At 26.3% G+C, this 16,932-nt stretch carries 14 protein-coding genes and 1 pseudogene; 7 read left to right on the forward strand and 8 right to left on the reverse strand.

From position 1 onward, the window contains the following. The 6 genes and pseudogenes from HNP68_RS00635 to HNP68_RS00660 all read right to left on the reverse strand — a co-directional run. A pseudogene (locus HNP68_RS00635) lies at positions 1 to 516 on the reverse strand (SPOR domain-containing protein); the annotation flags it as partial. Further along, the gene (gene coaE, locus HNP68_RS00640) at positions 494 to 1,117 is read right to left on the reverse strand and encodes a dephospho-CoA kinase (protein ID WP_183219383.1); all 624 of its coding nucleotides are present in this window, start codon (positions 1,115 to 1,117) and stop codon (positions 494 to 496) included. The gene coaE and the pseudogene HNP68_RS00635, both read right to left, overlap by 23 nt. Next, a complete protein-coding gene (gene polA / locus HNP68_RS00645; RefSeq protein WP_183219385.1) occupies positions 1,099 to 3,822 on the reverse strand; it encodes a DNA polymerase I in 2,724 nt (907 codons plus the stop codon). Before polA ends, coaE begins: the two co-directional genes overlap by 19 nt. Continuing rightward, positions 3,819 to 4,220: a hypothetical protein gene (locus HNP68_RS00650; RefSeq protein WP_183219387.1), complete on the reverse strand. Its 402-nt coding sequence runs from the start codon at positions 4,218 to 4,220 to the stop codon at positions 3,819 to 3,821. The genes polA and HNP68_RS00650 overlap by 4 nt, the downstream gene beginning before the upstream one ends. Further along, positions 4,210 to 4,626: a flagellar export chaperone FliS gene (gene fliS / locus HNP68_RS00655; RefSeq protein ID WP_183219389.1), complete on the reverse strand. Its 417-nt coding sequence runs from the start codon at positions 4,624 to 4,626 to the stop codon at positions 4,210 to 4,212. Before fliS ends, HNP68_RS00650 begins: the two co-directional genes overlap by 11 nt. A 10-nt stretch (positions 4,627 to 4,636) precedes the next feature. Continuing rightward, complete coding sequence (locus HNP68_RS00660) at positions 4,637 to 5,017, reverse strand: response regulator (RefSeq protein WP_183219391.1); 381 nt, start codon at positions 5,015 to 5,017, stop codon at positions 4,637 to 4,639. Positions 5,018 to 5,266: 249 nt separating this feature from the next. On the opposite strand from HNP68_RS00660, the gene ligA reads away from it, so the two are divergent. Then, on the forward strand, positions 5,267 to 7,249 hold the full coding sequence (gene ligA / locus HNP68_RS00665) for an NAD-dependent DNA ligase LigA (RefSeq protein ID WP_183219393.1): 1,983 nt from the start codon (positions 5,267 to 5,269) through the stop codon (positions 7,247 to 7,249). A gap of 24 nt (positions 7,250 to 7,273) precedes the next feature. On the opposite strand, the gene HNP68_RS00670 is transcribed toward ligA, so the two are convergent. Next, positions 7,274 to 8,800 (reverse strand): coiled-coil domain-containing protein, encoded by a 1,527-nt coding sequence (locus HNP68_RS00670; RefSeq protein ID WP_183219395.1) that lies wholly within the window; start codon positions 8,798 to 8,800, stop codon positions 7,274 to 7,276. A gap of 285 nt (positions 8,801 to 9,085) precedes the next feature. On the opposite strand from HNP68_RS00670, the gene HNP68_RS00675 reads away from it, so the two are divergent. From HNP68_RS00675 to crr, 6 genes are all read left to right on the forward strand, one after another. Continuing rightward, positions 9,086 to 10,948 carry a hypothetical protein gene (locus HNP68_RS00675; protein ID WP_183219397.1) on the forward strand — a complete coding sequence of 621 codons (1,863 nt, stop codon included), beginning with the start codon at positions 9,086 to 9,088 and terminating at the stop codon, positions 10,946 to 10,948. Next, positions 10,935 to 11,402: a hypothetical protein gene (locus HNP68_RS00680; RefSeq protein ID WP_183219399.1), complete on the forward strand. Its 468-nt coding sequence runs from the start codon at positions 10,935 to 10,937 to the stop codon at positions 11,400 to 11,402. The genes HNP68_RS00675 and HNP68_RS00680 overlap by 14 nt, the downstream gene beginning before the upstream one ends. Next, on the forward strand, positions 11,395 to 12,264 hold the full coding sequence (locus HNP68_RS00685) for an FAD binding domain-containing protein (protein ID WP_183219401.1): 870 nt from the start codon (positions 11,395 to 11,397) through the stop codon (positions 12,262 to 12,264). Before HNP68_RS00680 ends, HNP68_RS00685 begins: the two co-directional genes overlap by 8 nt. A gap of 136 nt (positions 12,265 to 12,400) precedes the next feature. Further along, complete coding sequence (locus tag HNP68_RS00690; RefSeq protein WP_183219403.1) at positions 12,401 to 12,661, forward strand: HPr family phosphocarrier protein; 261 nt, start codon at positions 12,401 to 12,403, stop codon at positions 12,659 to 12,661. A 20-nt stretch (positions 12,662 to 12,681) separates the two neighbouring features. Further along, positions 12,682 to 14,403: a phosphoenolpyruvate--protein phosphotransferase gene (gene ptsP / locus HNP68_RS00695; RefSeq protein ID WP_183219405.1), complete on the forward strand. Its 1,722-nt coding sequence runs from the start codon at positions 12,682 to 12,684 to the stop codon at positions 14,401 to 14,403. A 2-nt stretch (positions 14,404 to 14,405) separates the two neighbouring features. Continuing rightward, a complete protein-coding gene (gene crr, locus HNP68_RS00700; protein WP_183219407.1) occupies positions 14,406 to 14,975 on the forward strand; it encodes a PTS glucose transporter subunit IIA in 570 nt (189 codons plus the stop codon). Between the two features lie 33 nt (positions 14,976 to 15,008). Here crr and htpG read toward each other — a convergent pair whose 3' ends face one another. Then, entirely contained in the window at positions 15,009 to 16,859 is a 1,851-nt protein-coding gene (gene htpG / locus HNP68_RS00705; RefSeq protein WP_183219409.1) for a molecular chaperone HtpG, read from the reverse strand. Between the last annotated feature and the right edge of the window lie 73 nt (positions 16,860 to 16,932).

Below are 16,932 nucleotides of genomic sequence, written 5' to 3' on the forward strand. Positions count from 1 at the left end.
AGATTTTTCAATAATTTTTGATTTTTGAGAAGCATTGGGTATTTTTTGAGTTGTAGGTGTAGATTTTTCAATAATTTTTGATTTTTGAGAAGCATTGGGTATTTTTTGAGTTGTAGGTGTAGATTTTTCAATAATTTTTGATTTTTGAGAAGCATTGGATATTTTTTGAGTTGTAGGTGTAGATTTTTCAATAATTTTTGATTTTTGAGAAGTATTGGGTATTTTTTGAGTTGTCGTTTTTTTTTCTTTATTCAAATCTTGTGTTAAATCTATGATTATTTCGTTTGGAGTTTCAGATACCTTTAAAGATTTTTCATTTTGGTCAATGTTTTCTAAAGGGTCTTCATCTTTAGATTCTTCTAAAACAATATTTTTCTCTGCAATATCTGAAGCCAAATTTTTGTTTGGAAAGAAAATAATTGTCCCAAGAAATATTATGATACAAACTGTTGCAATCGAGGTTAATGCTACAAAAAATCCTTTGTTATTATCATTATTTTCGTTTAAATCTTTCATAGTTAATGATCCCTTGCATTTTTTTTTCAATTTCTTTTTCTAGATATGCATAATTCTTATTATTAATTATATTGATTATTCTTAAGTTTATAATATTTTTTTTAAAAAAAATATCTTTTTGAATTTTGAGTATTTTATTGATTATATTTAAGTCAATGTTAGGCATAGAATATGATAATCTATTTTTTATTATAGGAGTCTTGGCTTTGACCACAATTATATAGTTGCAAAATTTTTCTAAATTTATTTTAAAAAGTAAAGCAGCATTGATAAGTATTTTTTTAGATTGGTTTTGAATTAGGATTTTTTTTATTTTGTTAAGTATGGCTGGGTGTGATATGCTTTCAAGCTTTTTTAATTCTTTATTGTTATTAAATACAAGATTTCTTATTAATAGTCTATTTATTTCATTTTTAGTATTTAATATTTTTTGGCCAAATATTTTAACTATTTCTTCCTTTTTTTCATGTAAGACTAAATGTCCAAGCTTGTCTGCATTTATTTCGCAAAATCCATATTTATTTTTAATTATTTTAGAAACAGTATCTTTGCCAGATGCAATTCTTCCTGTTATTCCAATGATTAATGGATGTCTCCCCATGATTTACCCGTTTCAATATTTGCTCTTAAAGGTAGATTTAATGCGTAAGCGGTTTCCATCATATTTTTTAATATTTTTTTTGTTTCATTTTCCTCTTCAATAGGAGATTCGATAAGCATTTCATCATGCACCTGTAATAATATTTTTGATTTCATTTTTTTACTTTTAAATTCATTAAATACTTTGATCATTGCAATTTTCATAATATCAGCGGCACTTCCTTGAATTATGCTATTTATTGCGATTCTTTCTGCAGCAGATCTTTCTATATAATTGTTACTATTGATTTCTTTTATATATCTTCTTCGTTTTGAAATGGTTTCGCTATATCCAGTATTTCTTACGAAGTTTATTTGATTTATTATGAACTCTTTGATCTTTGGGTAAGAATCAAAGTAAGAGTTTATAAATCCTTTTGCTTCTTCTTTTGTAATTCCCAGCTCTTTTGCAAGTCTAAAATCTGACATTCTATAAATTATTCCAAAATTAATAGATTTTGCTATTCTTCTCAAGTTAGGAGTAATTTCTTTTTCTTCTATTTTAAAAAGCTTAGAAGCGGTTTCTGCGTGAATGTCTTTATTATTTTCAAATGCTTTAATAAGGACTTCATCTTTTGATAAATGGGCAAGTACAGCAAGCTCAATCTGAGAATAATCAGCAGAAATAAAAATATTCCCATTTTCGGGTTTAAATGCTTTTCTTATTTTTCGACCTTTCTCTTCTTTTATTGGTATGTTTTGTAAATTGGGATTTATGCTGGTGATTCTACCAGTTGCTGTTTTTGTTTGTATAAAGCTTGTATGCAGTCTATTTGTTTTATAGTTTATTAGTTCTGTCAAATTATCTGTGTAAGTACTCTGCAATTTTGCAATTTGTCTGTATTTTATTAGGTTTTCAATTGATTCATGCTGTCCTACGAGAGATTCAAGTACTTTTATATCAGTTGAATCTTTTTTCATGTTATCTGGCAATTTTAGATTTAATCTTTCAAATAAAATTTCATGCATTTGTTTTGGAGAATTTAGATTAAAATCAATCCCTATGCTTTTTATTATTTCATTTTCGATTAATTCTAATTCTTTCCCAAGTTCTTTTCCATATTCTTTTAAATATTCCTTATCAAGGTAAATGCCATTTTCTTCCATTTCTATAATTACCCTGTTAAAAGGCATTTCTATTTCGTACATTAACTTATCAAGACCGTCTTTTTTTAATTTTTCGTTAAATATATTGAATAATCTGAATGTAATATCAGCATCCTCAGATGAATAACTTGTTGCCATTTCTAGAGATATATTTGCGAAGTTATCATTTTTTTGTATTATATCTTCATATTTAATATTTTTGTGCATTAAATATTTTTCTGCTAGAAAATCAAGCGATATTTTTGAGTTTGCATCAATAAGGTATGCTGCAACCATCGTATCAAAATAAGGTGGTATAGGATCAAATCCATTATTTTTTAGTATTTTATAGTCAAATTTATAATTTTGACCAATTATTTTTGGGTTTGATTCAAATAGATTGTTAAATTTTTGTATTATGTAATGTTTTTCTATGTAAACTTTTCCTTTGGCTTCGATTGGAATGTAATAACCCTCAAATTCTTTGAATGAAATGGAAATTCCAATTAATTTAGCTGAGTAGGTATCAAGTGAAGATGTCTCTGTGTCTATTGATATGTATTTAGCTTTTTTAAGTTTTTCCATTAAACTATCAAGCTCTTTTTTTGTTGTTATTGGATAGTATTTAACATTTTCTGTGTCAATTGTATTTAGAGTATCTAAGCTGCTGATAGTAAATTCTTGCTTAAATAAACTTTTTTGATCCGCATTTTCTTCTTGTTTTAAAATGTCTTTTTTATAAGTTTTTATTAGAGCAATTGCTGAGTGTTTTTCAAACAAAGGTATTATCTCTTCACTAAAATTTTTTAAGGCGAAGTTTTCAATTTCTGGAATTTGTAAATTTTCTTCAAGACTTACAAGGTCATAGCTTAAAAAAGCATTTTCTTTTTCTCTGATTAAAATTTCTTGATGTTTTTTATTTATTAGTTCTAAATTTGAATATATTTCTTTTAATGTTTTAAATTCTCTTAATAAATTTGCTGCTCCTTTTGGTCCAATGCCTTTTATTCCAGGTATATTATCAGATCTGTCTCCAACAATAGCCAAATAATCTTTTATTTGAAAGCTATTTATTCCAAATTTTTTTATTACGTACTCATTGTTCATTTCAATAAAGCTGTTGTTTTCAATTTTAAGTATCTTTATATGCTCTGACATTGTTTGCAGTAAATCTTTGTCAGGGGAAATAATGTAAGTTAAATAGTTATTTTTGTCAGCTTTTTTGGCAAAACTAGCTAAAATATCGTCAGCTTCGTAGCCCTCGATCTCAAAGATTGGTATTTTTGCCTTTAAAAGGGCCTCTTTGATCCATCCGATTTGAGGGATTAAATCATTGGGGGGTGCATCTCTTGTTGCTTTGTAGTTTGGATATTTTTGTTTTCGAAAAGTTGGTATTTCTGAGTCAAATGTAACAATTAAATGTTCAGGATTTTTTTCTTTTATTATGAAAAATAATGTTTTAAAAAAGCCAATAAATGCGTTTACATTTTCTCCTTGTGTGTTTAAAAGTGGATAATTTTTCATTACATGATAATTTCTAAATATTATGTTTAGTGCGTCAATTAGGTAAAGTTCTTTCATATTTTAATATCTAACATTATAGGTGCATTGAGCCCTATAATAGGGTTTTGATGTTTTTTGATTTTTGGTATTTTTCTTTTTGCATTTATAATTTGCTGTAAGAGTTTAGAACAAGTTTGATATTTAATATATATTTCTTCTTTTAATAGGTTAATTTCTTTAATCAAAGATTCGAAATTGTCCAATTTTTGATTTTTAGATTTTAACCACGCATTTATTGTTTTATGATAGTTTGTTATTGATTCTAGTAGTAAATCTTTTTTAGGATTGGTTACATTTAATATTCTTATTTCTGCTCTTTGCAATTCATTACTTTCTATTGTTAATAGTAACTTTAATTTTTTTAATTCTAATAATAAATTGCTAAAATATTTTTTTAAAATTTCATTAGCTGACAATATTGATTCCTAATTTATTGTGAGTAGCATTATTTTCTTTTTTTAACTTTTTCCAGGTAAAGCTTAATATTTGCAATTGTTTTATAACATTGTCAATTTTGTGTATTTCTTTTTTTAAAAGAACATTTTCTAGCTCTTTATTTAGAAACGAGTATATTGATAGTAAATTTGTAGAAATGTCCCCCCCCTTTTCAAAATTTAAGGTTGACATTAATTCTGTAATGATTTCTTGTGCATGAAAGATTTTTTCATTAGCTTTAATTGCATTTTGCCAATTTTCATCTTGTATAAGTTCTTTGGCAACTTTTAAATCCTGTATTGCTTTGTCATAAAGCATTATCAATATTGAGAGGGGGTTTGATGTGTTTATTTGTGTTTGTTTATATATTTTTTCTTTTGCTATCAAAATTTTCCCTCTAATCCAAAAGTTTAATTTGTTCTATTATTTGTTCTTTTTTAAAAGGTTTTGTAATGTATCCTCTAGCTCCAAGAGATAAAGCTTTTTGTATTAATTCTTGTTTTCCAATAGCTGTAACCATTAATATGTTAAGTTTTTTAGGCAATTTTTTATTAATTTCAGATATTCTCTCAAGAGCTGTAATCCCATCCATTCCCATCATTGTTATATCGAGTGTTATTAAATCAATATTATTTTGTTTTTCAAATTCTTTAACAACCTGAATTCCATCTTCGGCTTCTAAAAATTCTTTAAATCCTAATTGCTTTAAGATTTTTATTAAGTTTTTTCTCATAAAAAGTGAGTCATCAGCTATTAAAGCTTTTTTGTTTTCTTCCAAACAAGTACTCCTTTACTCATTTTAACATATTAAAATATCTTTAACGACAATTAAAATATAATTCACATTTTTATAATATTGTCTTTTTGATTAATATTTTTATTTAAAGATTATTTTAGTTTAAACATAATTAAAGATAATATGTGTTTTTGCTGTTCTTTTATAGTTTGTATAATAAAAAAAAATAAGCTTTTTTTGTTAATTTAGATTATTTGATAAAATAATAAAGAATATGTTAAATTTTACCCTATGAGCAGTAAAGTACAGCAAGAGATTGCAGACTTGAAGAAGTTAATCAGAAAGTGGGATAAAGAATATTATGCTGATTCTTTGCCTAGTGTTGAAGATTTTATATATGATAAGCATATTTTAAGGCTTCAAGAATTAGAAAATAAATATCCCGAATACAAGACCTTAGATTCTCCCACTCTTAAATTTGGCAGTGATCTTTTAAATGACTTTAAAGAGGTTGAACATTCTGTTCCTATATTAAGTCTTGACAAGGTTTATGATCTTAATTTGCTCAAAACATGGATAGATAAGATTGACTTTAACGATTCTTTTAATATTTCTGTTGAACCAAAGATTGATGGATGTTCGATTGTTCTTTATTATAAAGGTGGTATTCTTGAAAAAGCCCTGACTAGGGGTAATGGAAAGTTTGGTAATGATGTTACTAAAAACATTAGAACTATTAGGTATATTCCTTTATTTCTTGATGAAGAGGTTGATTTAGTATTAAGGGGAGAAGTTTATATTACTAAAGAAAATTTTTTTAAAATAAATAAATTTTTGGAGAAGCCTTATAGTAATTCTAGAAATTTAGCTTCGGGAATACTTAGAAGGGTTGATAGTAGAGAGGTTGCTAATTTCCCTTTAAATATTTTTATTTATGATTTTTTAAATGCTGGATTAGAATTTAAAACTAATAATTTAGCTACTGTAAGACTTAAGAAATTAGGGTTTAAGGTTAATCCTTTGATTAGGTTTTTTGATCAAAAAAGTTCAATCAAAGAAGTTTTCAGTTATATAGCAGATATAACAAAAAAAAGAAATTCTTTTGAGTATGAAATAGATGGAGTTGTTCTTAAGGTTAGTGATTTTTCGCTAAGAGAAAGATTGGGGTATACTTCACATCATCCTAAATGGGCAATGGCTTACAAATTTGAAGCGCTTTCAGGTTTTAGCAGGGTAAATAGTATTATTGTCCAGGTTGGGCGCAGTGGTAAAATTACTCCGGTTGCCAATATTGATAAAGTTTTTGTTTCAGGGGCTTTTATTACTAATGCAACATTGCACAATCAAGATTATATAATTTCGATTGATTTGAATGTTGGCGATGTTGTTAAAGTTTCAAGAAGGGGTGATGTAATTCCTGCTGTTGAAATGGTAATAAATAAATTTTCAACAGGATTTTTTAAAATTCCTGAAAATTGCCCAACTTGTAAAACGGTTTTAATAAAAGAAGGAGCGCATTTTTTTTGTACAAATAATAATTGTCCTTCAATAGTAGTTGAGAGAATAAAATATTTTTGTAGTAAAAATTGTATGGATATTGAAGGGTTTTCTGATAAAATCATTTCTTTTCTTTTTGAGAAGAAGTTTATTTCGTCAGAAATTGATCTTTATACATTTAATTTTTGTAAACTTCTTGAATTTAAAGGGTTTAAAGGTAGAAGGGTAAGTAATTTAATAAATTCAATTGAAGCTAGCAAAAAGAAGCCATTTAGTAAATTACTTCTTAGCATGGGAATTAAAGAATTGGGAGAAAACACAATAAGGTTATTGTTTTTTAATAATTTAAATTCATTTTCAAAGCTTTTTAGTCTTTGTAAAAATAAAGATTTTGCTTTTTCAACATTGTTGAAAATTAAAGGGATAGGAGAGAAAATTGCTTTAAATATTATTGAAGCTTTTAATGATTCAATAATGCTTAATAAGTTTAAATTTTTTGAAAATTTGGAATTTAAAATGGAAGAGTGTATTGTGATTGGTGGTGAAAGTAAGTTATTAGCTGGTAAAAAGTTTTGTATTACTGGAGCTTTTGATGGTTATTCTAGGCCTATTATTATTGATAAGTTGAAAAATAAAGGAGCAATTTTTAAAACTTGTGTAACTAAGGACTTAGATTTTCTTGTTGTCGGAGAAAAAGCTGGATCAAAGCTTAAAAAAGCTTTGAATTTGAATATAAAAATTATGCCTTTTGAGGACATTAAAATCCATTTGGATTAAATTAGATTTTTAAAGAGTTTGTTTTTATTTAATTATTTTTATTTGTTTAAATTCAGGTTTTAGGCTTTTATACATAATTCCCAGTTCGTGGATATTTTTTACTTCTATTAAGTTCCTAAAAAATTCTTCTTTATTTTTTAGAGTAGGATTAATAAAATATCTTTTGAATTTATATTTTGAGATTATTTCATGATTTTTTAGAGCTTCATTTAAATTATTAGTTGGATCTATTTCAATATAGTATGTGTTTTCCTTTTTAAATGCAAATTTATCTCCTTTTTCTTTAAATTTATAGTTATTAAGGTATATGTCAGGGTAGATTTGAAAATCTGCGGTTTTGATCATAGTTGTTTTTGGAGTGTTTTTAGTATTTTCTTCAAGATCTTGGCTTTCATATTTTTTTGTAGGTTTTGTAGGCTTTAAATATTTATTTTCTAATTCGCTATTTTCTTCTAAGTCGTTATTATTTGTATTTGTAATACTTGTAGGAACGGATGTTTCTTCGTTAAAAGATCTTTGAGAAATTTCCTTTTTTTTAAAATTATTTAATTCTTTTTGAAGTTTTAAAATAGTCTCTTCATTCTCCTTTATTTTATCTTCTAGTTCTTTAAGTTTGTGTTTATCATTTCTTATTTTTTTTTGATTTTCTTTGTTTATTGCTTCATTTACACTAATTTTTTCCCTCAGATCATTGATTATTTTTCCTATTGAAGATAAATTTTCTTCAATTTCTTCTAAGTTTTTATCTGAGTCATCTTTTTTTTTAAAATTTCTTAGTTCTCTTTGCAAGTCCAAAATAGTATTTTCATTATCATTAATTCTATCTTCAAGCTCATCGAATTTTTTTTCATTAATAGCATAATATTTTTCGTTATCATGAAGATTTGCTTTTAGGTTATTTATTATTCCTTCATCAGAAGGATAGTTTTCCTCATTTATTTCTTCAATTGCATCATTATATTCATAGTTTTCTTCAAAATCATCATCATTGCCGACATTATCACCATCATCTTCTTCTTCAATGTTTTCAGTATTTATTTTTTCATAATTTTTATACTCTTTGGGTTTGAGCTTTTCATTAAGGAGCTTTTTTATCTCTGATATTTCGGTTTTTAATTTATTGGTTAAAATTTCATATTTTTTTGCTTTTTTTTCAATTGATTCTATTTTTTCTTTTTCATTTACCGATGCTTTTTGATTTTTGGTTTTTAAAAGTTTTTCTATATTTTTAATTTTATTTTCATAATTTTCAATTACAGATTTTAGATCATTTTCATCCATTCTTTTTTTAAACAGTTTTTTGTCTCTTATATTTTCTGGCAATTTTAGATCTTTACCTTTTTTGAGGTCTTTATAAGAAACTGTGTCTTTGCTTAAATTTTTTTGGGTATTTATTTGATCGTTTTTATCTTCATTATCTTTGAATTCTTCACTTAAATCTTCTAAGGGAATTTCAATGCTAGAGTAGCTTATCGTATTATTAGCCCCAAATAATAACATACATGAAAGTATTATAAAATACTTAAAGCTTAGATTTTTTGTTTTATTCATAAAGTCCTTGTTTTTATTTAGAAAACATCTATAATTTATAATGTTAGCATAGTTTGTCCATATATCAAAAGCTATAAAGATCGCCATAGGTGTTATTTTTATTGACAAGTGGGTACTAATTTCAAATTAATGAGTTTTAAGCGAATTTTTTATTAAGTTGCTTTAAAATTGTTACATATGTTGGTAAGGTCAATTGTTTTTGAAATTTTATTTCTCAATCTTTTTATTTATGTAATGATAGGTTCTTGCTGATTTAATTTTTTTGTTTAGTTGGAGTTTGTTAATTTGACAAATGTGGATGCATATGAATTTTGGGCTTTGCCGGTTTGTTGCAATGTTAAAGATTCTTTTATTGAAGATTTTAGTTTTGTAGATGAGCATGTAGGTTCAATTTTTAGTATCAGTTATAAAGACAATATAATTTTGAAGTTTAAAGATTTTGTTGATTCTAATGAATTTAATTTAAAACTTTTTGATAACAAAATAAGTTTTGAAGGTCAAATTCCCTTGGTTTTGTATTCAAATAATTTGGATTATTTATTAAAAGCAGAAAAAAGTGTTCTTTTTAATCTAAGAATTGATGATGGGAGTAATAATTATTCTTCTGGATTTGAAAATAAAGAATCTGAAACTTGCAATGCTTTGAATGCTTGTTATAAATTTAGTGATTACAATAGTTTCCCGTATGACTTTATTTTGGTTAAAATATTTTTTGATTCTGAAAGTTTAATTATTGATGCTAATGTAGATAATATTTCTTTTTTGAAATTTTTTATTAGTGAAAATTTTGGTGTTAGTAAAGATAAAATAAAAATAAATTCTATTAATAATTACTGGTCTAGTTCTATTTTTCCTATTTCTTTTAATGCAATTTTGCAAGGCATTGTAATTTCAAAAAAAATTAATAAAAAAGTTAATGTTGTTTATTACAAAAGGCATTTTGGAATTTTAAATAATTTAAATTTAACTTTTTCAGTTTCTAATTGTTTATTGGAAGATAACAAGCTTTCAAAGATTATTTTAAAAATTGTAATAAATAGACCTTTAAATTTTTTATATAAATTTTATTTTAAATTTATTAATAATATTTTTAAAAATTTATTTTTTGACGGGTTTTTAGAATTTTTTTTTGTTGAGAATAAAAGTGATTTCATATTTTTTTATGACAATCTTTTGGCGTTTGAGACTTCTGTTTATAATTTCATTTACTCTAATTTTTATAATCTTGCTTTAGCAATGTCTTGTGAACCAATAGGTTATTTACTTACACAAATTAAAGGTAACTACAGTAGTTTTTTTAAAATTTTTAAAAAACTAGATTTAAAGAATTCTTTGATAAAGAAATCTTCTGTTTTAAGTTTTAACAAGAATTACAATATTTTTGATACTAGTCGCAGGGGAGTTGGTTTTGCGTATTTGAATTCAAACACTTATTTTTTAGGTGAAGAGCAATACATTGTTGCTTTATTATATAAGGACGGATTAAATATCTTTTTACCTTACAGTATTATTGATAACAATTTAAGCAATTATTTGAAAAATAGTTTGGCAAAAACATTGGGATTGGCCTATAATAGTATAAAATTTTTGTTAGATGAGAGTGTATTAGATTTTAATAATTTTTATACTCTTCTTTTTAAAGATCCTTATTTGATTGAAAAAGCAATTTTAAGCATTAGGGACAATTTTTCTTCTTTAATAGGTACAGACCTTGTAAACGAATATCCTGTTCTTTTAAAAGAAAAAATAGTTGCTGATTATGTTAATGATTGTATACTTGGGTGTTCTGTTGAGCTTAAATTTGAATTTTATTCTCTTAGCGCTGTTTTTACCAATGTAAGCTTTTTTGTAGAGCAAGGCAAATTTGTTAAGCTTAAGTTAAATAACAAAAGAATTTATACAATCTTTGGGTTAGCGGTTGATTATGTATTTTGCAGTGCTAATGTAAATTGCGATATTAAAGATTGTTTAAGCTTAGAGTTTATTGAAGATGGTGAGTTTGTTTTTTCTTTTAGAAGTTTTTTTATCGTTTCTGTTTCTGCAATTCGAACTGCCTTGATTCAGATGTTTGATTTTAATACAAGTAGCACGCCTCTTGATTTTGAAGAAATTTTAAGTAGTTGGAGTGTAAAAATTGATATTAATTAATTTTAATTTAAATGGAGAAAGTATTTCAAAAAAGATTAGTCTTTCTTTAGCGACTAGAAATCTTTTGGAATCTATTTTTTTTGCTAAGAGTAATAGTTTTGAGTATATTGTTAATAACAGATTTTTTTTAATTTTATTGGATTCTAGACTTGTTTATTCTAATTTAATCCCCGCTTTTATTTTAAATGGTCGTAGTGTAGTTACTCTTGAGGGGCTCAAAAAAAAAAGTTTTTATCAGCACATGCAAAAAATTTTATTAGAAAACGATTTTAATTTTTGCAGTAATTGTTTTGAATCCAATGTTTTATTGTTTTATTACTTTTTGGAAAACAAGATTGTAAGCAAATCAGATATTTTAGGCTATAGGAATTCATTGAAATGTAATTGTATGGATGTTAATACTTTTTTATCTCTCTATTTGAAAGCAGAAGAGTTGTATAGAAAAAATGGTTAATGTTAAGGTTTATTATCCTGAAAGTTTTAATATATTATCTAATTTATTTAACAAAAATCTAAATAATTATGTCATTTATAATGAGCTAGATTTTAAAAAAAATCCCGATCTATTTAATAGGGAAACTTCTATTGATAATTTTTTTTTAGTTGGTAATTTTGAAAAATTTAATAAAGTGTCTTTAAGGGGCAATTTCCTTGAGATGGGTCCGTGTGTTACTTACAACGAGATACTTCAGATTGGTAAACAAAATATTCCAAGCTTACTTTATGAATTTATTTCGAAATTTAATGATAAAATATATTTAAATAGCATTAACCTTGCAAATGGTTTTTATTATAAAAACACTATTTTTGATATTTATCCTTTATTGTTAAGCCTTGATGCTCAGATTGAGTTTAAAAATGTTTTGACCAAAAAAACTTATGTTTTTAGTTCTTATAATTTAAATAGAGCCGAGTATATTGCAAACCGAAATACTGTTCTTGTTACTAAATTTAAATTTCCAATGATGAATCTATGGAACAGAAGCTTTTATCATAAAGTATTTTTTAATACCTCGTCTTTTAACATTTTAGAAGAAACGGATATTATCTTTATATGCATTCTTTTAAACATAAAAAGAGATATTATAAATGATTTTTTATTAAAAATATTTTATGATGATAAGGTGATCGTCATAAAGGATTTTCAAATTTTACTTTTAAACAAATCTTTGCCGCTTTCATTTTTTGAGATAGAAAGTTCCCTTAAAATGTTGGATAAACATATAAGAGATTCTAAAAATTTTAATATAGGAGAGAGAAATTTAAAGCTAATAAAAAATTTTTATTTAGATATATTAATGAATTTTAGTTTTTAATGGCTCAAATAAGTTTAATTACTATATTTATTATGCTATATTTCTTATATAAAGGGAATATATAATTTATTTTTATGTATTATAATGTAAAAAGTTAATCAAAAAATAATATTCATAATGAGGGGTTTCTGTACTTATGGTAAAAAAAGAAGCAATTATTAAGGCTGTAAATGGTTTACATGTTAGGCCTGCATCAACTTTTGTAAAAAAAGCTAAAGAATATTCCAGTGAGATAACAATAGAATCTGATGGAAAATCTGTTAGTGGGAAGAGTTTGTTCAGGCTTCAAACTTTGGAATTGTCATCGGGTAAAAAGCTTTTGATATGTGCTGAAGGTGAAGATGAGGAGATTGCTGCTTCAGAGCTTGCAAAGCTTATCGAATCTTTTAAGGAATGAATTTTAGAGGGATTTAAGTTATGACTTTATCGGGTAAAAGAATATCTAAAGGGATAGGCATTGGAGAAGTTCTTTGTATTAGGAAAAATTTTGATAAGATTGTAAGTAGAGAAAAGATTGACTTTTCTCAAGTTGATAGTGAGATATCAAAATTCAATCAAGCTAAGTCAAAAGCAATTAAAGCGCTTAAGGATCTTGAGAGAAAAGCTGTGATTCAATTTGGAGATGATAAAAAGGGTATTTTTGAAGGCCAAGTGTTGATCGTTGAAGACGATGAGTTTTCTGAGTTTGTTATTGAGCTTATTACAAAGGAAAATTATAGCGCTGCTTATTCTATTTATTTGGCGTTTGAAAATTTGGTTAAAAGCGTGGAAGACTATAAAGATCCTTATTTAAAAGAAAGAGCTTCTGATTATAAGGATATTAGAAATAGATTAATTTCTATCGTTCTAGGTCAAGTAACCGATTTTTCTGAAATTAATAAAGATGTTATTCTTGTTACCGAAGAATTAACTCCATCTGATACCATGCAATTTGACTTAAAATATGTTAAAGGGTTTCTAACTGCCGTTGGGGGAGAAACCTCTCATGCTGCTATTTTAGCAAGAACAATGGGGCTTCCAGCGCTTGTTATGACTTTGTTAGATATTGAGTTGTTAAATGATGGTGATAGGATAGTCATTGATGCAATATCTTCTATTGTTATTAAAAATCCTTCTTATGATGAGCTTAATCTTTATGAGGAGAAGATTTCGTGTCAAATAGAGATGGAAAAAGAGCTTTTTTCTTTAAAAGATAAAGATGCTGAAACAAAAGATGGCGTAAAAGTGTTTTTAAAGGCAAATATTGGAACACCTGTTGATATTGCCTATGTTAATAAATATGGCGTTGAAGGAATAGGTCTTTTTAGAACAGAATTTTTATATATGAAATCTTTACAGCCCCCAACAGAAGATGAGCAGTTTGAAACTTATAAGAAAGTTATAGATACAATGGAAAAAAAAGGGGTTGTTACGATTCGTACTCTTGATGTTGGTGGGGATAAGGAAATTCCTTATCTTAATTTTAAGAAAGAGGAGAATCCCTTTTTGGGCTTTAGGGCACTTAGGATGTATAAGGAATATGAAGAATTGATCCAAGCGCAGTTTAATGCTATTTTTAGAGCCAGTCATTATGGAAAGATAAGGGTAATGGTACCTATGCTTACCAGATATGAAGAGATTGAAACGATCGAATATTTTGTGAATAATGCAAAAATCAATTTAAAGTCTCGGAATTTGCCTTTTGATGAAAATTTGGAAGTGGGTTGTATGATAGAAGTCCCTTCTGCAGCTTTAATTTCTTCTAAACTTGCTAATAAATTGAAATTTTTTAGTATAGGAACAAATGATTTAACCCAATATGTGTTAGCTGTTGATCGTGGCAATCAAAAAATATCAAATTTATATGATAAGTATAATCCTGCTGTGTTGAAATTAATCAAAAAGGTTCTTGATGATGGAATTAGTTCTGGAATTGATGTGTCTGTTTGTGGCGAGCTTGGTGGAGATGATGCTGGGGCGTTACTTCTTGTGGGTCTTGGATTTAGGTCTTTGAGTATGATTCCTAGTGCTACACTTAGAATTAAATATTTGCTTAAAAAATATACAATAAGGGAATTGGAAGAATTGGCAAATAAGGTTTTAAATAGCGATTCTGAGCAAGAAACTTTAATTTATTTTGATAAATTTATAGGAGATTAGTTATGGGGTTTTTAGATTTTTTTAAAAAAACCGCTACATTGGATTTGATTGCTCCGATTAGTGGAAAAGTTATGTCAATTGATAAGGTTCCTGATGAAGCTTTTGCTGAAAAAATAGTTGGCGATGGAATTGCAATTCTTCCAACAAGTAATGAGTTGCTAGCGCCTTGTGATGGCAAAATAGGTAAAATTTTTAAAACTAATCATGCCTTTAGCCTTGAAACCAAAGAAGGTGTTGAAATTTTTGTTCATTTTGGAATTAATACTCTTAATTTAAATGGTAAGGGTTTTACAAGAGTTGCTGAAGAAGGCGTTAATGTCAAACAAGGTGAAGTTATTATTAGGTTAGATCTTGAATATTTAAAAGAACATTCAGAATCCGTTATTACTCCAGTTGTTATTGCAAATTCTGATGAAGTTTCCAGTATAGAATATTCTTTTGGAAAGCTTGAAAATGAGGCCGAGTATATTTTATTATCGTCAACTGTTTTGACAGAAGAAATTAGGCATAAAATATCTCAAACAAAGCCTGTTATAGCAGGCAAAGATTTAGTGTTACGAGTTAAAAAGTAAAAAGAGAGAGTTTAAAACTCTCTCTTTTTTTAATCATAACAAGTCTTTTTCTAAAAATTCGTTTATTATGTTTATGAATTTCCCTGGATTTTTGCTAGGCATTCCTGAAGTTAACATAGCTTCCTCAAAAAGGAGTATGCTTATTTTTTCTAATTTTTCAGGTTCTAGATTTTTTAAATTTTGGACTATTTTATTATTAGGATTTAATTCAAGTATTGGTTTGATTTCTTTTACTTCTTGTCCCATTGACAGCATGATTTTTTGCATTTGATAAGTTGGATCATTACTATCAACAATTATTGCTGAAGGTTCTTTTATTAATGTTGCCGAAAGATTTACTTCTTTTATGTGATCCTTAAGGATTTCTTTTACTTTTGTAAGAATATCTTTGAACTCTTCTTCAATCTTTTTGAAATTTTCATCTTTTAATTCATTACTAGTTTCATTTTTGTTTATTGCTTTTAATTTTAATCCTTCGTATTCTGGAATTAGATTTAAAATAGCCTCATCAAGTTCATCATCCATGATTAGAATTTCAAATCCTTTTTCTTTATAAGCGTTTACTATCGGATTTTCTTTTAATATGTTTTCTTTGCCACCTGTTATATAGTAAATGCTTTTTTGGCTTTCATTCATTCTTTCTTTGTACTCTTTAAAAGATACAAATCCATCTACGCTTGAAGATTTAAATCTTATTAATGAGATAAGCTTTTCTCTGTTGTCAAAGTCAGAATAAACACCTTCTTTAATGCATCTTCCAAATTCTTTAGAAAACTCTGAAAATTTTTCAGGACTTTTTTTGCTGAGCTTTTCAAGCTCGCTTAGTATTTTTTTTACAGAAGATGATTTAATTTTAGACAAAATTTTATTTTGTTGTAAAATCTCCCTACTTACATTTAGTGGTAAATCTTGACAGTCTATAATTCCTTTTATAAACCTTAGATAGTTTGGAAGCAAACTGCCTTCAGAATCTGTAATAAAGATTCTATTTATAAATAGCTTTACTCCAGGTTTAGTGTTTGGATAATATAAATCATAAGGAGCTTTACTTGGAATATAAAATAAATTGGTATATTCTAAATTTCCTTCAGCTTTTGTATGAATATGCAGCAATGGATTTTCATAATCAAATGTTATATTTTTGTAAAATTCATTGTATTCTTCTGTTTTAATTTCGCTTTTATTTTTTGTCCAAAGAGCAGTGGTTTCATTTAATTTTTCTTCTTTTTCTTCTATTCCTTCTTGTTTGCCGTCCTTCATTATAGGTTCGTTGTATTTTATATAAATAGGATAATTTATATGATTTGAATATTTTTTGATGATTTCTTGAATTTTCCATTTATTAGCATATTCAAGCCCTTCTTTATTAAGATAAAGCTTTATTTCTGTGCCGGACTCTTCTTTTTCTGCTTTTTCTATTTCATACCCTGTTTTGCCATCGCTAGACCAAATATAAGCATCGTTTTCTAGTGCTTTTTTTGATGTAACTTCTACTTTTTCTGATACTATGAATGCACTGTAAAATCCAACTCCAAATTGACCAATTAGACTTGCAGATTTTTTTTCATCTTGTTTTAGATTATTAATAAATTCTTTAGTTCCTGATTTTGCAATGACACCAAGATGATTAGTTAAATCTTCTTCATTCATCCCGATTCCATTATCTTTAATTAGGATACTTTTATCATCAAATGTTATTTCTATTTTTGGTTTTAAGGCAATGTTTTTGAATTTTTCATTTGTCAAGCTTAAAAACTTGAGTTTATCAATAGCGTCAGATGCATTTGACATCAATTCTCTTAAAAATATTTCTTTATGAGAGTAAAGAGAGTGAATGATTAAATAAAGTAAATCATTTACTTCCGTATCAAATTGTTTTTTCATGCAAATTTTCCTTTTCAATTTAATCTTTACTTTTTTTATAATATAACATAATCTAAAAATAATAAATAAAACA

Source organism: Borreliella yangtzensis (genome assembly GCF_014201775.1).
Lineage (GTDB): Bacteria > Spirochaetota > Spirochaetia > Borreliales > Borreliaceae > Borreliella > Borreliella yangtzensis.

Excerpts from the sequence above, each read along its gene's own strand:
- ligA (WP_183219393.1), top strand. The coding sequence starts at position 5,267 with ATGAGCAGTAAAGTACAGCAAGAGATTGCAGACTTGAAGAAGTTAATC.
- coaE (WP_183219383.1), bottom strand. The coding sequence starts at position 1,117 with ATGGGGAGACATCCATTAATCATTGGAATAACAGGAAGAATTGCATCT.
- ptsP (WP_183219405.1), top strand. The coding sequence starts at position 12,682 with ATGACTTTATCGGGTAAAAGAATATCTAAAGGGATAGGCATTGGAGAA.
- HNP68_RS00670 (WP_183219395.1), bottom strand. The coding sequence starts at position 8,800 with ATGAATAAAACAAAAAATCTAAGCTTTAAGTATTTTATAATACTTTCA.
- crr (WP_183219407.1), top strand. The coding sequence starts at position 14,406 with ATGGGGTTTTTAGATTTTTTTAAAAAAACCGCTACATTGGATTTGATT.
- htpG (WP_183219409.1), bottom strand. The coding sequence starts at position 16,859 with ATGAAAAAACAATTTGATACGGAAGTAAATGATTTACTTTATTTAATC.
- HNP68_RS00685 (WP_183219401.1), top strand. The coding sequence starts at position 11,395 with ATGGTTAATGTTAAGGTTTATTATCCTGAAAGTTTTAATATATTATCT.
- polA (WP_183219385.1), bottom strand. The coding sequence starts at position 3,822 with ATGAAAGAACTTTACCTAATTGACGCACTAAACATAATATTTAGAAAT.
- HNP68_RS00690 (WP_183219403.1), top strand. The coding sequence starts at position 12,401 with ATGGTAAAAAAAGAAGCAATTATTAAGGCTGTAAATGGTTTACATGTT.